Annotated in this window: 16 protein-coding genes; 15 read left to right on the top strand and 1 reads right to left on the bottom strand. The window is 65.7% G+C overall.

Annotated elements, in window-relative coordinates; translation table 11 throughout:
- The first annotated feature begins 26 nt into the window (after nucleotides 1-26).
- The gene (locus ACVOMH_RS01515) at nucleotides 27-674 is read left to right on the top strand and encodes a hypothetical protein (RefSeq protein ID WP_481550810.1); all 648 of its coding nucleotides are present in this window, start codon (nucleotides 27-29) and stop codon (nucleotides 672-674) included.
- Nucleotides 675-739: 65 nt separating this feature from the next.
- On the opposite strand, the gene ACVOMH_RS01510 is transcribed toward ACVOMH_RS01515, so the two are convergent.
- Complete coding sequence (locus ACVOMH_RS01510) at nucleotides 740-1,696, bottom strand: DUF3011 domain-containing protein (RefSeq protein WP_481550809.1); 957 nt, start codon at nucleotides 1,694-1,696, stop codon at nucleotides 740-742.
- A gap of 187 nt (nucleotides 1,697-1,883) precedes the next feature.
- On the opposite strand from ACVOMH_RS01510, the gene aspS reads away from it, so the two are divergent.
- The 14 genes from aspS (at nucleotide 1,884) to pal (ending at nucleotide 14,921) form a co-directional block, all read left to right on the top strand.
- Nucleotides 1,884-3,641, top strand: coding sequence for an aspartate--tRNA ligase (gene aspS, locus ACVOMH_RS01505; RefSeq protein WP_481550808.1), 1,758 nt, complete (start codon nucleotides 1,884-1,886; stop codon nucleotides 3,639-3,641).
- A 152-nt stretch (nucleotides 3,642-3,793) separates the two neighbouring features.
- The gene (locus ACVOMH_RS01500) at nucleotides 3,794-4,315 is read left to right on the top strand and encodes a GNAT family N-acetyltransferase (protein ID WP_054659723.1); all 522 of its coding nucleotides are present in this window, start codon (nucleotides 3,794-3,796) and stop codon (nucleotides 4,313-4,315) included.
- Between the two features lie 112 nt (nucleotides 4,316-4,427).
- Nucleotides 4,428-5,060: a lipase family alpha/beta hydrolase gene (locus tag ACVOMH_RS01495; protein WP_481550807.1), complete on the top strand. Its 633-nt coding sequence runs from the start codon at nucleotides 4,428-4,430 to the stop codon at nucleotides 5,058-5,060.
- A 64-nt stretch (nucleotides 5,061-5,124) separates the two neighbouring features.
- Nucleotides 5,125-5,856: a YebC/PmpR family DNA-binding transcriptional regulator gene (locus ACVOMH_RS01490; protein WP_481523722.1), complete on the top strand. Its 732-nt coding sequence runs from the start codon at nucleotides 5,125-5,127 to the stop codon at nucleotides 5,854-5,856.
- A gap of 76 nt (nucleotides 5,857-5,932) precedes the next feature.
- A complete protein-coding gene (gene ruvC, locus ACVOMH_RS01485) occupies nucleotides 5,933-6,454 on the top strand; it encodes a crossover junction endodeoxyribonuclease RuvC (protein ID WP_054657579.1) in 522 nt (173 codons plus the stop codon).
- A gap of 10 nt (nucleotides 6,455-6,464) precedes the next feature.
- Nucleotides 6,465-7,052 (top strand): Holliday junction branch migration protein RuvA, encoded by a 588-nt coding sequence (gene ruvA / locus ACVOMH_RS01480; RefSeq protein WP_481550806.1) that lies wholly within the window; start codon nucleotides 6,465-6,467, stop codon nucleotides 7,050-7,052.
- A gap of 43 nt (nucleotides 7,053-7,095) precedes the next feature.
- Nucleotides 7,096-9,012, top strand: a complete 1,917-nt coding sequence (locus tag ACVOMH_RS01475; protein WP_481550805.1) for a potassium transporter Kup — start codon at nucleotides 7,096-7,098, stop codon at nucleotides 9,010-9,012.
- Between the two features lie 45 nt (nucleotides 9,013-9,057).
- Nucleotides 9,058-10,104 carry a Holliday junction branch migration DNA helicase RuvB gene (gene ruvB / locus ACVOMH_RS01470; RefSeq protein WP_054657585.1) on the top strand — a complete coding sequence of 349 codons (1,047 nt, stop codon included), beginning with the start codon at nucleotides 9,058-9,060 and terminating at the stop codon, nucleotides 10,102-10,104.
- Complete coding sequence (gene ybgC / locus ACVOMH_RS01465; protein WP_481523720.1) at nucleotides 10,094-10,519, top strand: tol-pal system-associated acyl-CoA thioesterase; 426 nt, start codon at nucleotides 10,094-10,096, stop codon at nucleotides 10,517-10,519. The genes ruvB and ybgC overlap by 11 nt, the downstream gene beginning before the upstream one ends.
- 20 nt (nucleotides 10,520-10,539) lie before the next feature.
- Nucleotides 10,540-11,319, top strand: coding sequence for a protein TolQ (gene tolQ, locus ACVOMH_RS01460; protein WP_054657590.1), 780 nt, complete (start codon nucleotides 10,540-10,542; stop codon nucleotides 11,317-11,319).
- Between the two features lie 39 nt (nucleotides 11,320-11,358).
- Nucleotides 11,359-11,787 (top strand): protein TolR, encoded by a 429-nt coding sequence (gene tolR / locus ACVOMH_RS01455; protein WP_054657591.1) that lies wholly within the window; start codon nucleotides 11,359-11,361, stop codon nucleotides 11,785-11,787.
- Nucleotides 11,777-12,853: a cell envelope integrity protein TolA gene (tolA, locus tag ACVOMH_RS01450; RefSeq protein ID WP_481523719.1), complete on the top strand. Its 1,077-nt coding sequence runs from the start codon at nucleotides 11,777-11,779 to the stop codon at nucleotides 12,851-12,853. Before tolR ends, tolA begins: the two co-directional genes overlap by 11 nt.
- Before the next feature lie 171 nt (nucleotides 12,854-13,024).
- On the top strand, nucleotides 13,025-14,341 hold the full coding sequence (tolB, locus tag ACVOMH_RS01445) for a Tol-Pal system beta propeller repeat protein TolB (protein WP_054657594.1): 1,317 nt from the start codon (nucleotides 13,025-13,027) through the stop codon (nucleotides 14,339-14,341).
- Nucleotides 14,342-14,405: 64 nt separating this feature from the next.
- Nucleotides 14,406-14,921, top strand: coding sequence for a peptidoglycan-associated lipoprotein Pal (pal, locus tag ACVOMH_RS01440; RefSeq protein WP_054657596.1), 516 nt, complete (start codon nucleotides 14,406-14,408; stop codon nucleotides 14,919-14,921).

Below are 14,921 nucleotides of genomic sequence, written 5' to 3'. Positions count from 1 at the left end.
AATCCACGGCGGGCTAGGGTCGCCGGATGAACAAAAAACTTTCGCATTCCCTGATGTGCGTGCTGGCCCTGGCCGGCGGTGCGGTTTCCCCGGCCTTTGCGGGCACTCTCGATGCCGGGCGCATCGCCCGTCCGGACCCGGCGCCGGCCGACCAGTTCCTGGCGGCGCTGGCGCGGCATTGTGGGCAGGCGTTCGCCGGGCGCGTGGTCGCCAACCAGCCGGCCACGGCCACACCCGATGCCTTCGAGGGCCAGCCGCTGGTAATGCATGTCCGCGGCTGCGATGCGCCGACCCAGGAGCTGCGCGTGCCGTTCCATGTCGGCGATGACCGGTCGCGGACCTGGGTGCTGACCCGCACCGCCGGGGGGCTGCGCCTGAAACACGATCACCGCCATGAGGACGGCAGTCCGGATGCCACCACGATGTACGGCGGTGACACCCAGGACGCCGGCAGCGTGACGCGGCAGCGCTTCCCGGTGGATGCCGAGTCGGTGGCGCTGTTCCAGCGCGAGGGTCTGCAGGGCTCGGTGCGCAATACCTGGGCGATGGAGCTGGAAGCGGGCAAGCGCTTCGTCTACGAGCTGTCGCGCCCGGACGGGCGGCTGTTCCAGGTCGAATTCGATCTCACCGCGCCGGTGGCGCTGCCGCCCGCGCCGTGGGGCAGCGAGAGCTGAGCGGAAAAAGGAAGGGCGCCGATAGGCGCCCTTCTTCACTATTCCGGCAGGAGCCGGGTCGGTGCTCAGCGGCTGCCAAAGCGCGCGCGGCAGCCGGCGTTCACCCACACGCTGTTGCCGCTGTAACCCCAGTTGCGGCCTTCGACGCACGGGGTACTGGACAACTGCTGGATGACCACCGGGCGCCCCTGGCGGCGGTCCCAGGCGCAGGAGCGCATGCGGTTGTCATCGCTGCTGCAGGTGACGCTGTAATCGCTGTTGCCGCCATTCCAGTTGCCACCGTTATTGCCCCAGCCACCGCCACGGCCTTCCGTGAATTCGGCACGGCAGCCATTGCTGACCCAGACCGTACCGTTGCCGCTGCCCCAGTTGCGGCCCTCGATGCACTGGGTCTTTGACAGCTGACGCACCAGGGTGGCGCGGCGCCAGCCCGTGGTGCATTCGCGGCGACGGTTGTCATTGCTTTCACAGCGGATCGTGCCGGCATTGCCGTTCCAGTTGCCGCCCGTGCCGCCACGGCCCTCGGCAAACTCAGCGCGGCAGCCGTTGCTGACCCATACCGTGCCATTGCCGCTGCCCCAGTTGCGGCCTTCGATGCACTGGGTCTTGGACAACTGGCGGACCAGAGTGGCGCGGCGCCAGCCGGTATTGCAGACCCGCTGGCGGTTGTCATTGCTCTCGCAGCGGAGGGTGCCGGCATTGCCGTTGCCGCCCCCGCTCCAGTTGCCTCCGCCATTGCCGCGCAGCGAGGTGGCGATGTCCTGCTTGATCCGGGAGAAGCCCCAGCCGGAATTGACCTGGTCCAGGTAGAACTCCAGCTGGTCGTCGGGAATGCGGCGTCCGCCGGACTGGTCGGCGTATTCGCGCTCGATCACCCGGGCGCGGTCGGCGCGATTGAGCTGGCGCAGGTCCTCGGGTGCGTAGGCGCGGGTGGCCTGGGCCTGTGCGGTGGTTGGCAGGGCGGTCAACAGCGCGCCGGGCAGGGTCGCGGCAAGGCAGGCAAGCAGGAGGTGGCGTTTCATGGTGACATCCCCATTCAGTTCCGGAGGTGGCCGACTATAGTCCGCCACCCGCTTAAGCGGGCGTGACTGGTCGCCGGATTTGCTCCCGCACCGCCCGGGCCGCAAAATAACCGGCTTGATCGGCCTTGGCTGATATAAAACCTTCACCGGCGCCGCTGCGCGCTGGCATCCCCTGCGGAGCTTTTCCATGCGTACCCATTTCTGTGGCCTGGTCGATGAGACCTTGATCGGCCAAACCATCACTCTCGCCGGCTGGACCGACGTGGCCCGTAACCAGGGCGGCGTCTGCTTCATTGATCTTCGCGATCACGAAGGCATCGTGCAGGTGACGGTGGAGGTGGACAACGCCGAGGTGTTCGCCGTGGCCGCCTCGCTGGGCTACGAGGACGTGCTGCAGGTGGAAGGCGTCGTGCGCGCCCGCCACGCGGTCAACGACAAAATGCGCACCGGCAAGGTGGAAGTGATCGCCACCGCCATCACCGTACTCAACAAAGCCGCGCCGCTGCCGTTCCACGCCCACGAGAACCCGGGCGAGGAAACCCGCCTGAAGTACCGTTACCTAGACCTGCGCCGTCCGGAAATGCAGCGCATGCAGCGCACCCGCATCAAGCTGGTGCAGGCCCTGCGCCGTCATCTGGATGCGCGCGGCTTCCAGGATATCGAGACCCCGATCCTGACCAAGGCCACCCCGGAAGGCGCGCGCGACTTCCTGGTGCCGGCGCGCATGCACCCGGGCGAGTTCTACGCGCTGCCGCAGAGCCCGCAGCTGTTCAAGCAGATCCTGATGGTGGCCGGCTTTGACCGCTACTACCAGATTGCCCGCTGCTTCCGCGATGAAGCCCTGCGTGCCGATCGCCAGCTGGAGTTCACCCAGCTGGATATGGAGTTCGCCTTCGTGCGCGAACGCGATGTGCAGGACTTCGTCGAGGACATGATCCGCTCGATTTTCAAGGAAGTAGTCGACGTCGATCTCGATGCCAGTTTCCCGCGCATGACCTGGGCCGAGGCGATGCGCCGCTACGGGTCGGACAAGCCGGACCTGCGCATCGCGCTGGAACTGGTGGACGTGGCCGAGCTGGTCAAGACCAGCGAGTTCCCGGTGTTCACCGCGGCCGCCAATGACGCCGACGGCCGCGTGGCCGCGCTGCGCATCCCGGGTGGTGCCAGTCTGAGCCGCAAGCAGATCGACGAATACGCCGCCCACGCCGCCAAGTACGGTGCCAAGGGTCTGGCCTACATCAAGGTGGGCGAGAACGGTGAAATCAGCTCGCCGATCCAGAAGTTCTTCAGCGAAGAAGGCTTCGCCGCTTTGGTCGCCCATGTCGGCGCCGGCAATGGCGACATCGTGTTCTTCGGCGCCGGCGGCTACAACAAGGTCTCCGACTTCATGGGCGCACTGCGCCTGAAGGCCGGCAAGGACTTCAACCTGGTCGCCGATGGCTGGGCCCCGCTCTGGGTCACCGACTTCCCGATGTTCGAGTGGGACGAGGAAGAGCAGCGCTACGTCGCCCTGCATCATCCCTTCACCGCACCGGCGGTGGATGACGTGGCCGACCTGCGCGCCAATGCCAAGACGGCGGTGTCGCGCGGTTATGACATGGTGCTCAACGGCAACGAGATTGGCGGCGGTTCGATCCGTATCCATCGCCCGGAGATGCAGGGTGCGGTGTTCGAGCTGCTCGGCATCGGTGCTGAAGAAGCGCGCGCTAAGTTCGGCTTCCTGCTGGATGCCCTGAACTATGGCGCACCGCCGCACGGCGGCATCGCCTTCGGTATCGACCGCATCGCCGCGCTGATGGCCGGCACCGAGTCGATCCGCGACGTGATCCCGTTCCCGAAGACCACTGGCGCACAGTGCCTGATGACCGACGCGCCCTCGCCGATCGCCGACGCGCAGCTGGCCGAGGTGCACGTGCAGGTGCGTCCGAAGGCGGCCAAGGAATAAGTTCCGCCCGCCGCTTGATGGCTGCCCGGTCGCGTTGATGAGCGCCGGGCGCCCGCCGCCAATGCATCTGGAGGGGGGCGTTGGCGGTCCTATCCGATGGCAGTACCGCCGGATAGATTGGGCATCGTTCCCGTACCGCCGGAAACCCCGTGATCGACAATCGCTACACGCTCCGCCGCGCCACTGCTGACGACGCCGACACCTTGTCGGCGCTGGCTACACGTACCTTTGTCGAGACCTTCGGGCATCTTTATCCGCCGGAGGATCTGCAGGCGTTTCTGGACGAAGCGTATCCGGCGGCCCGCCAGCGTGTGATCCTGGAGCATCCGGACTATGCGGTGTGGTTGCTCGAATGCGATGGAGTGGCCGTAGGTCATGCCGCCGCCGGACCGTGTGGCCTGCCGCATCCGCAGGTGCGTCCCGGCGACGGGGAGCTCAAGCGCCTGTATCTGCTCCAGGGCCATCAGAATGGCGGCTGGGGCAGCCGCCTGTTCCAGGCCGCGCTGGCATGGCTGGAGCGCGAGGGCCCGCGCACGCTGTGGATCGGGGTGTGGTCGGAAAACTTCGGCGCGCAGCGCTTCTATGGCCGGCACGGTTTTGAGAAAGCCGGCGAGTACGAATTCCCGGTGGGCCGGGTCCGCGACCGGGAGTTCATCCTGCGCCGTTCACCCTAGCGCCGGCTATGGCCACCCAACACTTGCTTCACCCGGGATTGCCCGTGGGTCGGCTATCACTCCCCGTATCGATATGGAGCACGGGCGCCGCAAGCGGCGCAAGGTGGACGCAATGACATCACCGGTACTGCTGCTGCATGGCATCTGGAACGCCCGCGCCTGGGTCGGCCCCCTGGCGTGGCGGCTGCGCGCGCAGGGCTTTTCAGTCAACAGTTTCGGCTATCCCAGCGTGTTCGGTGGCCCGGAGGTGGCGGTGCCGCTGCTGATCGAGCGGTTGCGTGGTCGCGGCCCGGTCGCGCTGGTCGGGCATAGCCTCGGGGGGCTGGTGGCGCTGGAGGCCCTGCGGGTGGCGCCGGAGTTGGAAGTGTCCCGGGTGGTGTGCCTGGGCTCGCCGTTGTGCGGCAGCGAAACCGCGCGCGCCCTGGCCGGTCATGGCTGGGCGGCGGCCTTGGGGCGCAGCGGCGGACTGCTGCGGCACGGATTGCCGGCGTGGCAGGGCCGGGCCGAGGTGGGGCTGGTGGCCGGCTCGGTGCCGCACGGCCTGGGGGCCCTGCTGGGCGCGGTGCATGCCGATTCCGATGGCACCGTGGCGCTGGCCGAGACCCGTCTGCAGGGACTGGCCGACCATTGTGTGGTGCCGGTCAGCCACAGCGGGCTGGTGCTGTCGCCGGAGGTGGCGCGGCAGACCGCGGCGTTCCTGCGTGAAGGGCGGTTTGACCGTGATCGGGGACGACGGGTGGCGTGACAGGTGCCGGCGCGGCGATCGGGTAGAATTCACGCCCTGTTCCTGACAGATGTACGGTATTCCCATGGGTAGAGGTCCTTCCATCGAAGGCCGCAAAAACGCGTCTGACGCGAAGCGCGGCAAGATTTTCACCAAGATCATCCGTGAGATCAGCGTGGCCGCACGCGGTGGTGGAGGCGACCCCAACAACAACCCGCGCTTGCGTACGGCCATCGACAAGGCGCTGTCGGCGAACATGTCCAAGGACGTGATCGAGCGCGCGATCAAGAAGGCGACCGGCGAGCTGGAAGGCGTTGAATATGAGGAAATCCGCTACGAAGGCTATGCTCCGGGCGGCGTGGCGGTGATCGTGGACTGTCTGACCGACAACCGTGTGCGTACCGTGGCCGATGTGCGCCATGCCTTCAGCAAGTGCGGCGGCAATATGGGCACCGAGGGCTCGGTGGCTTTCATGTTCAAGCGCCTTGGCGTGCTGGCTTACGCGCCCGGCGCCGATGAGGAAAAAATCACCGAGGCCGCGATCGAGGCCGGTGCAGATGACATCGCGGTCTATCCGGAAGATGGCGCGATCGATGTGATCACCGCCCCGGAATCATTCCTGGGGGTGAAGGCGGCGATGGAAGCGGTGGCGCTGACGCCGGACCATGCCGAAATCACCTTCCGCGCCGACAACGACATTGCCGTGGATGCCGACACCGCTGTGCAGGTCAAGAAGCTGCTGGACATGCTTGAAGATCTGGACGATGTGCAGGACGTGTATTCCAACGTCGATCAGGCCAGCCTCGAGCGGGCCTGACCGGCCGTTCCCGTCCTACTGATTGAGACGGCGGTGGCGGATCATGGCCGCCGTCCAAATCCAGGCAGACCCTCCAATGACCCGCATCCTCGGCATCGACCCGGGCTCGCAACGCACCGGTGTCGGCATTATCGATATCGATGCCAGCGGCCGCGCCAGCCACGTCTACCATGCCCCGCTGGTGCTGCTGGGCGCCGATGGCTTTGCGTTGCGGCTCAAGCGGCTGGCCGATGGCCTGCACGCCTTGATCGAGGAATACCGGCCGCAGGAAGTGGCCATCGAGAAGGTGTTCATGGCCAAGAACGCCGACTCGGCGTTGAAGCTGGGCCAAGCCCGCGGGGCGGCGATCTGCGCGGTGGTGATGCGGGATCTGCAGGTCAGCGAATACGCGGCCACCGAGATCAAGCTGGCGGTGGTCGGGCGCGGCAGCGCGCAGAAAGAACAGGTCCAGCATATGGTGGGCCTGATGTTGAACCTGAAGGGCAAGCTGCAGGCGGATGCCGCCGATGCGCTGGCCGTTGCCATTACCCATGCGCATGTGCGCGCCACGGCCAACCGGCTGGGCGTGGATGTGCGCCAGGCCTGGAGTCGCAAATGAGGAACTTGGCATGATCGGACGCCTGCGCGGCATCCTCGCGTACAAAGCCCCGCCGTGGCTGGTGATCGACGTCAACGGCGTCGGCTACGAGCTGGAGGCGCCCATGAGCACGTTCTACGACCTGCCCGATGTCGGCCGCGAGGTGATCCTGTTCACCCACTACGCGCAGAAGGAAGACAGCGTGTCGCTGTACGGCTTCCTGCGCGAAGGTGAGCGCCGCCTGTTCCGTGATGTGCAGAAGGTGTCGGGCATCGGCGCGAAAATCGCGCTGGCGGTGCTTTCCGGGGTCAGCGTCGACGAGTTCGGGCGGCTGATCCAGACCGGCGATGTCGCCGCATTGACCCGTATTCCGGGCATCGGCAAGAAGACCGCCGAGCGTATGGTGGTGGAGCTGCGTGATCGCGCGGCCAATTTCACCGGCGGCGGTGCGCCCATCGCCGGACAGCTCGGGGCCGATCCGGTGTCCGAGGCGACAGTGGCCTTGCAGCAACTGGGCTATAGACCGGCCGAGGCGGCCAAGATGGCGCGCGATGCCGGCGGCGAGGGCGACGATGTCGCCACCGTCATCCGCAAGGCGCTGCAATCGGCGCTGCGCTGAGGCGCGGTGCCCATCCGGCTGTATGACGTCAATCGAGACTTCCATGTCCCACGTTTCCCCGCAGTCTGACTCTTCCGCGCCACATTCCGGCCACGGCACCGCTGGTGGTCTGGCGCTGGTCATCGGCGCCATCGGCGTGGTGTTCGGCGACATCGGCACCAGTCCGCTGTACACCCTGAAGGAGGCGTTCTCGCCGCACTACGGGCTGACCAGCGACCACGACACCGTGCTGGGCGTGCTGTCACTGGCGTTCTGGGCGCTGAACATGGTGGTCACGCTCAAGTACGTGACCATCATCATGCGCGCCGACAACGATGGCGAGGGCGGCATCATGGCGTTGATGGCGCTTGCCCAGCGCACGCTGCGCAACGGCTCGCGCTCGGCCTATGTGGTGGGCATTCTCGGTATTTTCGGCGCCTCGCTGTTCTTCGGTGATGGGGTGATCACCCCGGCCATCTCGGTGCTGGGCGCAGTGGAGGGCCTGGAGGTCGCAGCGCCCGGACTGGGACATTTCGTTGTGCCGATCACCCTGGTGGTGCTGGCCGCGGTATTCGCCGCGCAGCGTTTCGGTACCGAGAAGGTCGGCAAGGTGTTCGGACCGGTGATGACGATCTGGTTCCTGTCGCTGGCGGCGATCGGCATCTGGAACGTGGTCAGTGCCCCGGAAGTGCTCAAGGCCTTCAATCCACTGTGGGGCGCGCGCTTCTTCCTGGAGCATGGCTGGCACGGCATCTTCATTCTCGGTGCGGTGGTGCTGGCGGTGACCGGTGGCGAGGCGCTGTATGCGGACATGGGCCACTTCGGCGCGCCGCCGATCCGCCATGCCTGGTATTTCTTCGTATTGCCGTGCCTGGTCCTGAACTATCTGGGCCAGGGCGCGCTGGTGCTGCAGCGGCCGGATGCGGTGTCCAATCCGTTCTTCGAAGCGGTGCCGCAATGGGCGCTGTACCCGATGATCATCCTGGCGACGATGGCGGCGGTGATTGCCAGCCAGTCGGTGATCACCGGCGCATTTTCGGTGTCCCGCCAGGCCATACAGCTGGGTTACATCCCGCGCATGCGCATCCTGCATACCTCGCACGACACCATCGGCCAGATCTACATCCCGGGCATCAACTGGGGCTTGGCGGTGATGGTGTTCGGGCTGGTGCTGGCGTTCCGCAGTTCCAGTAATCTGGCTGTGGCATACGGCATCTCGGTGTCGGCCACGATGCTGATCGACACCCTGCTGCTGGCGCTGGTGGCGCGTGCGCTGTGGCCCAGGGCGCGGCATGCCATCGTCGCGCTGTGCGTGGTTTTCTTCGTCATCGACCTGGGGTTCGTGATCGCCAACGGCGCCAAACTGCTGCAGGGGGCGTGGTTCCCGGTCGTGCTGGGGGTGGCCCTGTTTACGATGATGCGCACCTGGCGGCGTGGTCGCGAACTGCTGCGCGATGAGATCCGCAAGGACGGTATCCGCATCGATACCTTCCTGCCCGGGCTGATGCTGGCACCGCCGGTGCGTGTACCGGGCACGGCGATATTCCTGACGGCCGATCCGGCGGTGGTGCCGCACGCGCTGATGCACAACCTCAAGCACAACAAGGTGCTGCACGAGCGCAATGTGTTCCTCCACGTGGAAACCCTGCCGGTGCCGTATGCGGCCGATGCGCAGCGGCTGAAGATCGATTCGGTGGGGGACGAGTTCTATCGCATCCAGGTGCGCTACGGTTTCATGGAAACGCCGGACGTCCCGCTGGCGCTGATGCGCTCATGCGACCACGGCGGCATCTATTTCGATCCGATGGAGACCACGTTCTTCGCCAGCCGCGAAACCATCGTCGCCAGCGCCAATCGCGGCATGCCGATCTGGCGTGACAAGCTGTTTGCGTTCATGCATCGCAACGCGGCCCCGGCCACCGGCTTCTTCCGGATTCCGGGCAACCGTCTGGTCGAGCTGGGTGCGCAGGTGGAGATCTAGCCCGTATGCCCGTAACTTGCCGCGCGCTTGGCGCATAATTGCGCGATGACTGATCATCGCATCATCGGCGCCGGCGCCACCCGCGAGGACGAGGTGGCCGATGCCAGCATCCGTCCACGCACCCTGGCCGACTATCTCGGCCAGGCGCCCGTGCGTGAGCAGCTGGATATCTACATCCAGGCGACAAAATCGCGTGGCGAGGCGCTGGACCATGTGCTGATCTTCGGCCCGCCGGGGCTGGGCAAGACCACCCTCAGCCACGTCATCGCCAACGAACTGGGCGTGGCGTTGCGGGTCACCTCCGGCCCGGTGATCGAGAAAGCCGGCGACCTGGCCGCGCTGCTGACCAACCTGCAGCCGCACGATGTGTTGTTCATCGATGAGATCCATCGCCTCTCGCCCGTGGTCGAGGAAGTGCTGTACCCGGCGATGGAGGATTTCCAGATCGACATCATGATCGGGGAGGGCCCGGCAGCGCGTTCGATCAAGCTGGATCTGCCCCCGTTCACCCTGATCGGCGCCACCACCCGGGCCGGGTTGTTGACCGCGCCACTGCGTGACCGCTTTGGCATTGTGCAGCGGCTGGAGTTCTATTCGGCCGACGAGCTGACCCGTATCGTCCGGCGCTCGGCCGCCATCCTCGGGATCGATTGCAGCGCCGAAGGCGCCGGCGAGATCGCGCGCCGTTCGCGCGGCACCCCGCGCATCGCCAACCGCCTGCTGCGCCGCGTGCGCGACTATGCGCAGGTCAAGGCCAGTGGGCATATCGACCAGAACGTCGCGCAGGCCGCCATGCAGATGCTCAAGGTCGACCCGGAAGGCTTCGATGAGCTGGATCGGCGCCTGCTGCGCACGATGGTCGAATATTTCGATGGCGGCCCGGTCGGGATCGAGTCGCTGGCCGCCGCCCTGTCGGAAGAGCGCGGTACGCTCGAAGACGTGGTCGAGCCCTATCTGATCCAGCAGGGTTTTCTGGTGCGTACCGCGCGAGGGCGTATGGCCACGCACAAGGCCTATCGCCACATGGGGCTGAAGCCCAAGGCCGCGCCGGCACCGGTGGATCTGTTTGTGGAGCAGCGCGATGACGATTGAGGCCCGGTTCAGTTGGCCGACACGCATTTACTGGGAAGATACCGACGCAGGTGGTGTGGTCTACCACGCACGCTATGTGGCGTTCATGGAACGCGCCCGCACCGAATGGATGCGCGCGCTGGGCTATGGGCAGGAAGCCATGCGCAATGGGGGCGGACAAGTGTTTGTGGTCCGTGCCATGAAGCTGGATTTCCTGAAACCGGCCAGGCTGGACGATGCACTGACCACCACGGTGGAACTGGTGCGATGCCGGTGGGCCAGTCTGCTGATGACGCAGGCGGTGATGCGAGAGGACCAACTGCTGGTCAGTGCCGAGGTCCGGCTTGCCGCCGTCAGCGCAGCGGATTTCCGTCCGCAGCCCATTGATGAAACGCTGTACGCAACGCTCAAACCCCTTCAAACACAAACCGCTTAAGCAATACTGAGGAAGACCGGATGATCGCTTTGCTTCTGGCCCTGCAGGCCACCGTGACCGAGGCCCTGCCGGCCGATGTCAGCGCCGCAGCTGCGCAGACCGTTGCCCAGGCCAGCCACGGCGGTGGCATCAACTATTTGGATCTGATGATCAAGGCCAGTATCCCGGTCAAGCTGATCGTGCTGCTGCTGCTGGCCGGTTCGTTCATCAGCTGGGTGATCATTTTCCGCAAGGCGCGCGTGTTCAAGGCCGCCGATCGCGAGGCCAACGATTTCGAGAACCGCTTCTGGTCGGGGGCCGATCTGGGCAAGCTGTATTCGGCGGCGACTGATCGCAACCGGTCGGTGGACGGTCTGGAAGCGATCTTCGAATCCGGTTTCCGCGAATACACCCGGATGCAGAATCGTCGCGGCCTGGACGGCCGCAGCCAGCTGGAAGGCGCGCAGCGCGCCATGCGCACCGCCTATGCCCGTGAAGTGGACGGGCTGGAGCGCAACCTGGAGCTGCTGGCCAATATCGGTTCAACCGCCCCTTATGTGGGCCTGGTCGGTACCGTGTTCGGCATCATGGTGACCATGCACGACATGATCAGCAGCGGTGAGCAGGCCGGTATCGCCTCGGTCGCGCCCGGCATCTCCGAAGCGCTGTTCGCCACCGCCATCGGCCTGTTCGTGGCCATCCCGGCAGTGTGGGCCTACAACCGTTTCACAACCCGCGTGGAGCGCCTGTCGGTGCGTTATGAAACCTTCGCCGAAGAGTTCAGCTCCATCCTGCAGCGCCAGAGCGGCGCTGACGAGTAAGCGCCTCCGCGCTTTCCTCTGACCGCAGGAGCCCAGAACATGACCGCCGCCATACCCCGCCGCAAGCGCCGCAAGCTCAAGTCCGAGATCAACGTCGTGCCGTACATCGACGTGATGTTGGTGCTGCTGATCATCTTCATGGTGACCGCGCCGCTGCTGACGCTCAGTTTCGAAGTCGATCTGCCCAGTTCCACCGCCAAGGCGCTGGAAAGCCGGCAGGATCCGGTGATCGTCTCGGTGCGCGCCGATGGCCAGCTCAGCCTCAAGCTGCCCGAAGCCAAGGACCCGCAAGCCATGGAGGCTGGTGTGCTGCAGGCGCAGCTGGGCGCGTTGGCCTCGCAGGACAAGGATCTGCGCGTGATCGTCGCCGCCGACAAGACCGTGACCTATGAGAAGGTCGTCGCGGCGATGGACGTGATCAAGGCCGCGAAGATCGAGAAGGTGGGTCTGGCGACCGATGCACGCTGACGCTTTGCCGCCGCCGCGCGATTCCAACAGCGAGTGGGGCCTGCCGGTCGTACTGGCCTTGCTGGTGCATCTGCTGGTTGCGGCGATCTTTATCATCGCCTGGGTCTGGTCGCCCTCGCGCTCGACCGACGCCGCTGCCGGGAGCCCGGCGGTGGAGGCCAGCCTTGAGCTTTCTGCTGCCGAGGCGGCAGCCGCACGCCAGGCGTTGCGTGCTTCGGAAAAGCTGCCCGACCTGCCCGAGCCGGTGCAGGACGTGCAGCCCGAACCGGTGCCCGAAGACACCGTGCCGCCGCCGCAGCCGATTCCCGAGCCGCGCCCGCAGGATGCGCCGACTCCGCAGCAGCACAATGCACAAGAACGCATCGCCCAGCCCGATACGGTGGACCAGGAGCGCGTCAGTGCACTGGCGATCTCGCAGGAGAAGGCCCGGCAGGAGCAGGAGGCCAAGCGCCGCCAGGAGCAGATCGATCTGACCGAGCGCAAGCGCGTGGAGGAGGCCGAGCAGAAGCTGAGGCTGGCCAAGCAGCAGGAAGAAGCCGACCGCCAGAAGAAGCTGGCCGACCAGCAGCGCCAGGCCAACGAGGCCAAGGCCGAGCAGGAGCGGCAGCAGAAGATCGCCGAGATCCGCCGCAAGCGGGAGCAGGCCGAGCGCGAGGCCAAGCTCGCCGAGCAGCGTCTGCGCCAGGTGGCCGATGCGCGCGCCAAAGCCCAGGCTGCATCGTCCAGCAGTGCCGGAAGTGCCGGGCCGACATCGCCCGCACCGGGGCAGGGGGGGACCAGCACGGATCTCACCGCCAAATATGCGGCGGCGATCCAGCAGGCGGTGCTCAACCAGTGGATACGTCCGGATTCCATCCCGCGAGGCCAGCGCTGCCGCCTCACCATCCGTCAGCTGCCCGGGGGAGAGGTGATGGATGTCGAATTCGCACCGGGCTGTCCCTATGACGAGGCCGGCAGGCGTTCGGTGGAGGCCGCGGTGCGGCGCGCCCAGCCGCTGCCCTATCGCGGATTCGAATCGGTGTTCCAGCGCAACCTCAATTTCAATTTCGAGGCGCAGGATCGCTGAGCGCAGGGCAGGTCGCGGTAGCCACTTGCTCTGATTGCTCAAGTAGCCATGGTGGTGGACTCCGTTTTCCGCAGTTGGCGGAATTTCACAGGGTGTTCGTTCACAATTGCGAAACTGTTCATCCGCGTGCTGCTATCCCTCTTTGACTTGATCCGTACCGTTGAGCCTCCCATGAAGAAAATGCATCGCTGGCTGGTTGCCCTCGCTGTCCTGCTGTTGCCGCTTGCGGCGATGGCGCAGCAGAAGGGCTTGGAAATCGACATCATCGGTGGCAATGCATCGGCAATGCCGATCACTGTCGTGCCGATGCCGTATCAGGGCTCGGTCGCGCCGCAGACCGATGTCGCGGCGGTGGTGCGCGCCGATCTGGAGCGCTCCGGCCAGTTCCGCAGTCTGCCCGAGGCGCAGATTGTCGAGCGTCCGACCCGCGGCAGCGAGGTGCAGTACCCGACCTGGCGCGCGCTCAAGCAGGACTACCTGGTGGTGGGGCGTGTGCTCGATGCCGGCGCCGGTGCCTATCGGGTGGAGTACGAGCTGTTCGATGTCGCCAAGGGCGAGCGCATGCTGGGTCTGGCGATGACCGCACGCTCCAACGCGATGCGTGATGTCGCCCATCAGATGGCCGATGCGATCTACGAGAAGATCACCGGTGTCCGCGGCGCGTTCTGGACGCGTATCGCCTACATCACCGCCAGCGGCAAGGGCGCCAACATGCGCTATGCGCTGATGGTGGCCGACTCCGATGGCTTCAATCCGCAGACCATCGTGCGTTCGGCCGAACCGCTGCTGTCGCCCAACTGGAGCCCGGATGGCCGCAAGCTGGCCTATGTCAGCTTCGAACGTGGAAATTCCTCCATCTACATCCAGGACATTTCCACCGGCGCGCGCGAACTGCTGACCAGCTTCCGTGGCATCAACAGTGCCCCGTCGTTTTCCCCGGACGGCCGCCGGCTGGCGCTGTCCCTGTCGCGCAGCGGCAATCCGGAAATCTATGTGATGGATCTGGGCAGCAAGCAGCTGACCCAGCTGACGAACCACTTCGGTATCGACACCGAGCCGACTTGGGCGGCGGATGGCGGCTCGATCTATTTCACCTCCGACCGGGGCGGTCGTCCGCAGATCTACCAGGTCCCGGCCAGTGGCGGCAGCGCCAGCCGTGTGACGTTCCAGGGCAACTACAACGCCACCCCCAGCGTTTCATTTGACGGCAAGAAGATCGTCATGGCGCAAGGCAGCGGCAATACGTATAAGATCGCGATGATGGACAGCAGCCTGGGGTCTCCCCGCTGGAGCACGCTGTCGCCGGGATCGCTGGATGAGTCTCCCAGTTTCGCCCCGAATGCAAGCATGGTGCTGTACGCCGCCCGCGAAGGTGGCCGTGGTGTGCTGTATGCCGTGTCGGCGGATGCGCGGGTGCGCCAGCGACTGGTCTTGGCGGATGGTGATGTCAGGGAACCTTCGTGGGGCCCCTACCGTGCCGCGCGTTGATAAAATGTTAATATCGCAGTTGCATTAAACCCCAACACCGGCTTAGGAGCCTTGAGTTATCGCCATGAATAAGTCCACTCGCGTTTTGCTCGTTTCGCTGTTGTCCGTGGCCGCGCTGGCCGGTTGCTCCAAAAAGGTCAAGGAACAGCCTGCTGCTCCGGTCGATACCACCCCGACCGCTCCGGCACCGGCTCCGTCCACCTCGGGTCTGTATGGCCCGGGCGACCTGGATACCGACGCCTGCTTGCGCCAGCGCGTGGTCTACTTCGACCTGGATCAGGATTCGGTCAAGCCGGAATTCCAGGCCATCATGGCCTGCCACGCCAAGTATCTGCGTGACCGTCCGTCCTCGCGCATCACCCTGCAGGGCCACACCGACGAGCGTGGTTCGCGCGCGTACAACCAGGCTCTGGGCGAGCGTCGTGGCAACGGCGTGAACTCCGCGCTGCAGGCCAACGGTGGCTCGGCTTCGCAGCTGACCGTCGTGTCCTACGGTGAAGAGCGTCCGGTGTGCACCGAGTCGAACGAGTCCTGCTGGTCGCAGAACCGTCGCGTCGAAATCGTCTACACCGCGCAGTAA

This window comes from Stenotrophomonas sp. STEN013, assembly GCF_056760355.1.
The sequence above is the reverse complement of the archived record's forward strand: the minus strand, read 5'-3'. Positions and strand labels throughout refer to the sequence as shown.

Excerpts from the sequence above, each read along its gene's own strand:
- pal (WP_054657596.1), top strand. The coding sequence starts at position 14,406 with ATGAATAAGTCCACTCGCGTTTTGCTCGTTTCGCTGTTGTCCGTGGCC.
- tolR (WP_054657591.1), top strand. The coding sequence starts at position 11,359 with ATGACCGCCGCCATACCCCGCCGCAAGCGCCGCAAGCTCAAGTCCGAG.
- ACVOMH_RS01515 (WP_481550810.1), top strand. The coding sequence starts at position 27 with ATGAACAAAAAACTTTCGCATTCCCTGATGTGCGTGCTGGCCCTGGCC.
- tolQ (WP_054657590.1), top strand. The coding sequence starts at position 10,540 with ATGATCGCTTTGCTTCTGGCCCTGCAGGCCACCGTGACCGAGGCCCTG.
- ybgC (WP_481523720.1), top strand. The coding sequence starts at position 10,094 with ATGACGATTGAGGCCCGGTTCAGTTGGCCGACACGCATTTACTGGGAA.
- ACVOMH_RS01490 (WP_481523722.1), top strand. The coding sequence starts at position 5,125 with ATGGGTAGAGGTCCTTCCATCGAAGGCCGCAAAAACGCGTCTGACGCG.
- aspS (WP_481550808.1), top strand. The coding sequence starts at position 1,884 with ATGCGTACCCATTTCTGTGGCCTGGTCGATGAGACCTTGATCGGCCAA.
- ruvC (WP_054657579.1), top strand. The coding sequence starts at position 5,933 with ATGACCCGCATCCTCGGCATCGACCCGGGCTCGCAACGCACCGGTGTC.
- ACVOMH_RS01510 (WP_481550809.1), bottom strand. The coding sequence starts at position 1,696 with ATGAAACGCCACCTCCTGCTTGCCTGCCTTGCCGCGACCCTGCCCGGC.
- tolA (WP_481523719.1), top strand. The coding sequence starts at position 11,777 with ATGCACGCTGACGCTTTGCCGCCGCCGCGCGATTCCAACAGCGAGTGG.
- ACVOMH_RS01495 (WP_481550807.1), top strand. The coding sequence starts at position 4,428 with ATGACATCACCGGTACTGCTGCTGCATGGCATCTGGAACGCCCGCGCC.
- ruvB (WP_054657585.1), top strand. The coding sequence starts at position 9,058 with ATGACTGATCATCGCATCATCGGCGCCGGCGCCACCCGCGAGGACGAG.
- ruvA (WP_481550806.1), top strand. The coding sequence starts at position 6,465 with ATGATCGGACGCCTGCGCGGCATCCTCGCGTACAAAGCCCCGCCGTGG.
- ACVOMH_RS01475 (WP_481550805.1), top strand. The coding sequence starts at position 7,096 with ATGTCCCACGTTTCCCCGCAGTCTGACTCTTCCGCGCCACATTCCGGC.
- tolB (WP_054657594.1), top strand. The coding sequence starts at position 13,025 with ATGAAGAAAATGCATCGCTGGCTGGTTGCCCTCGCTGTCCTGCTGTTG.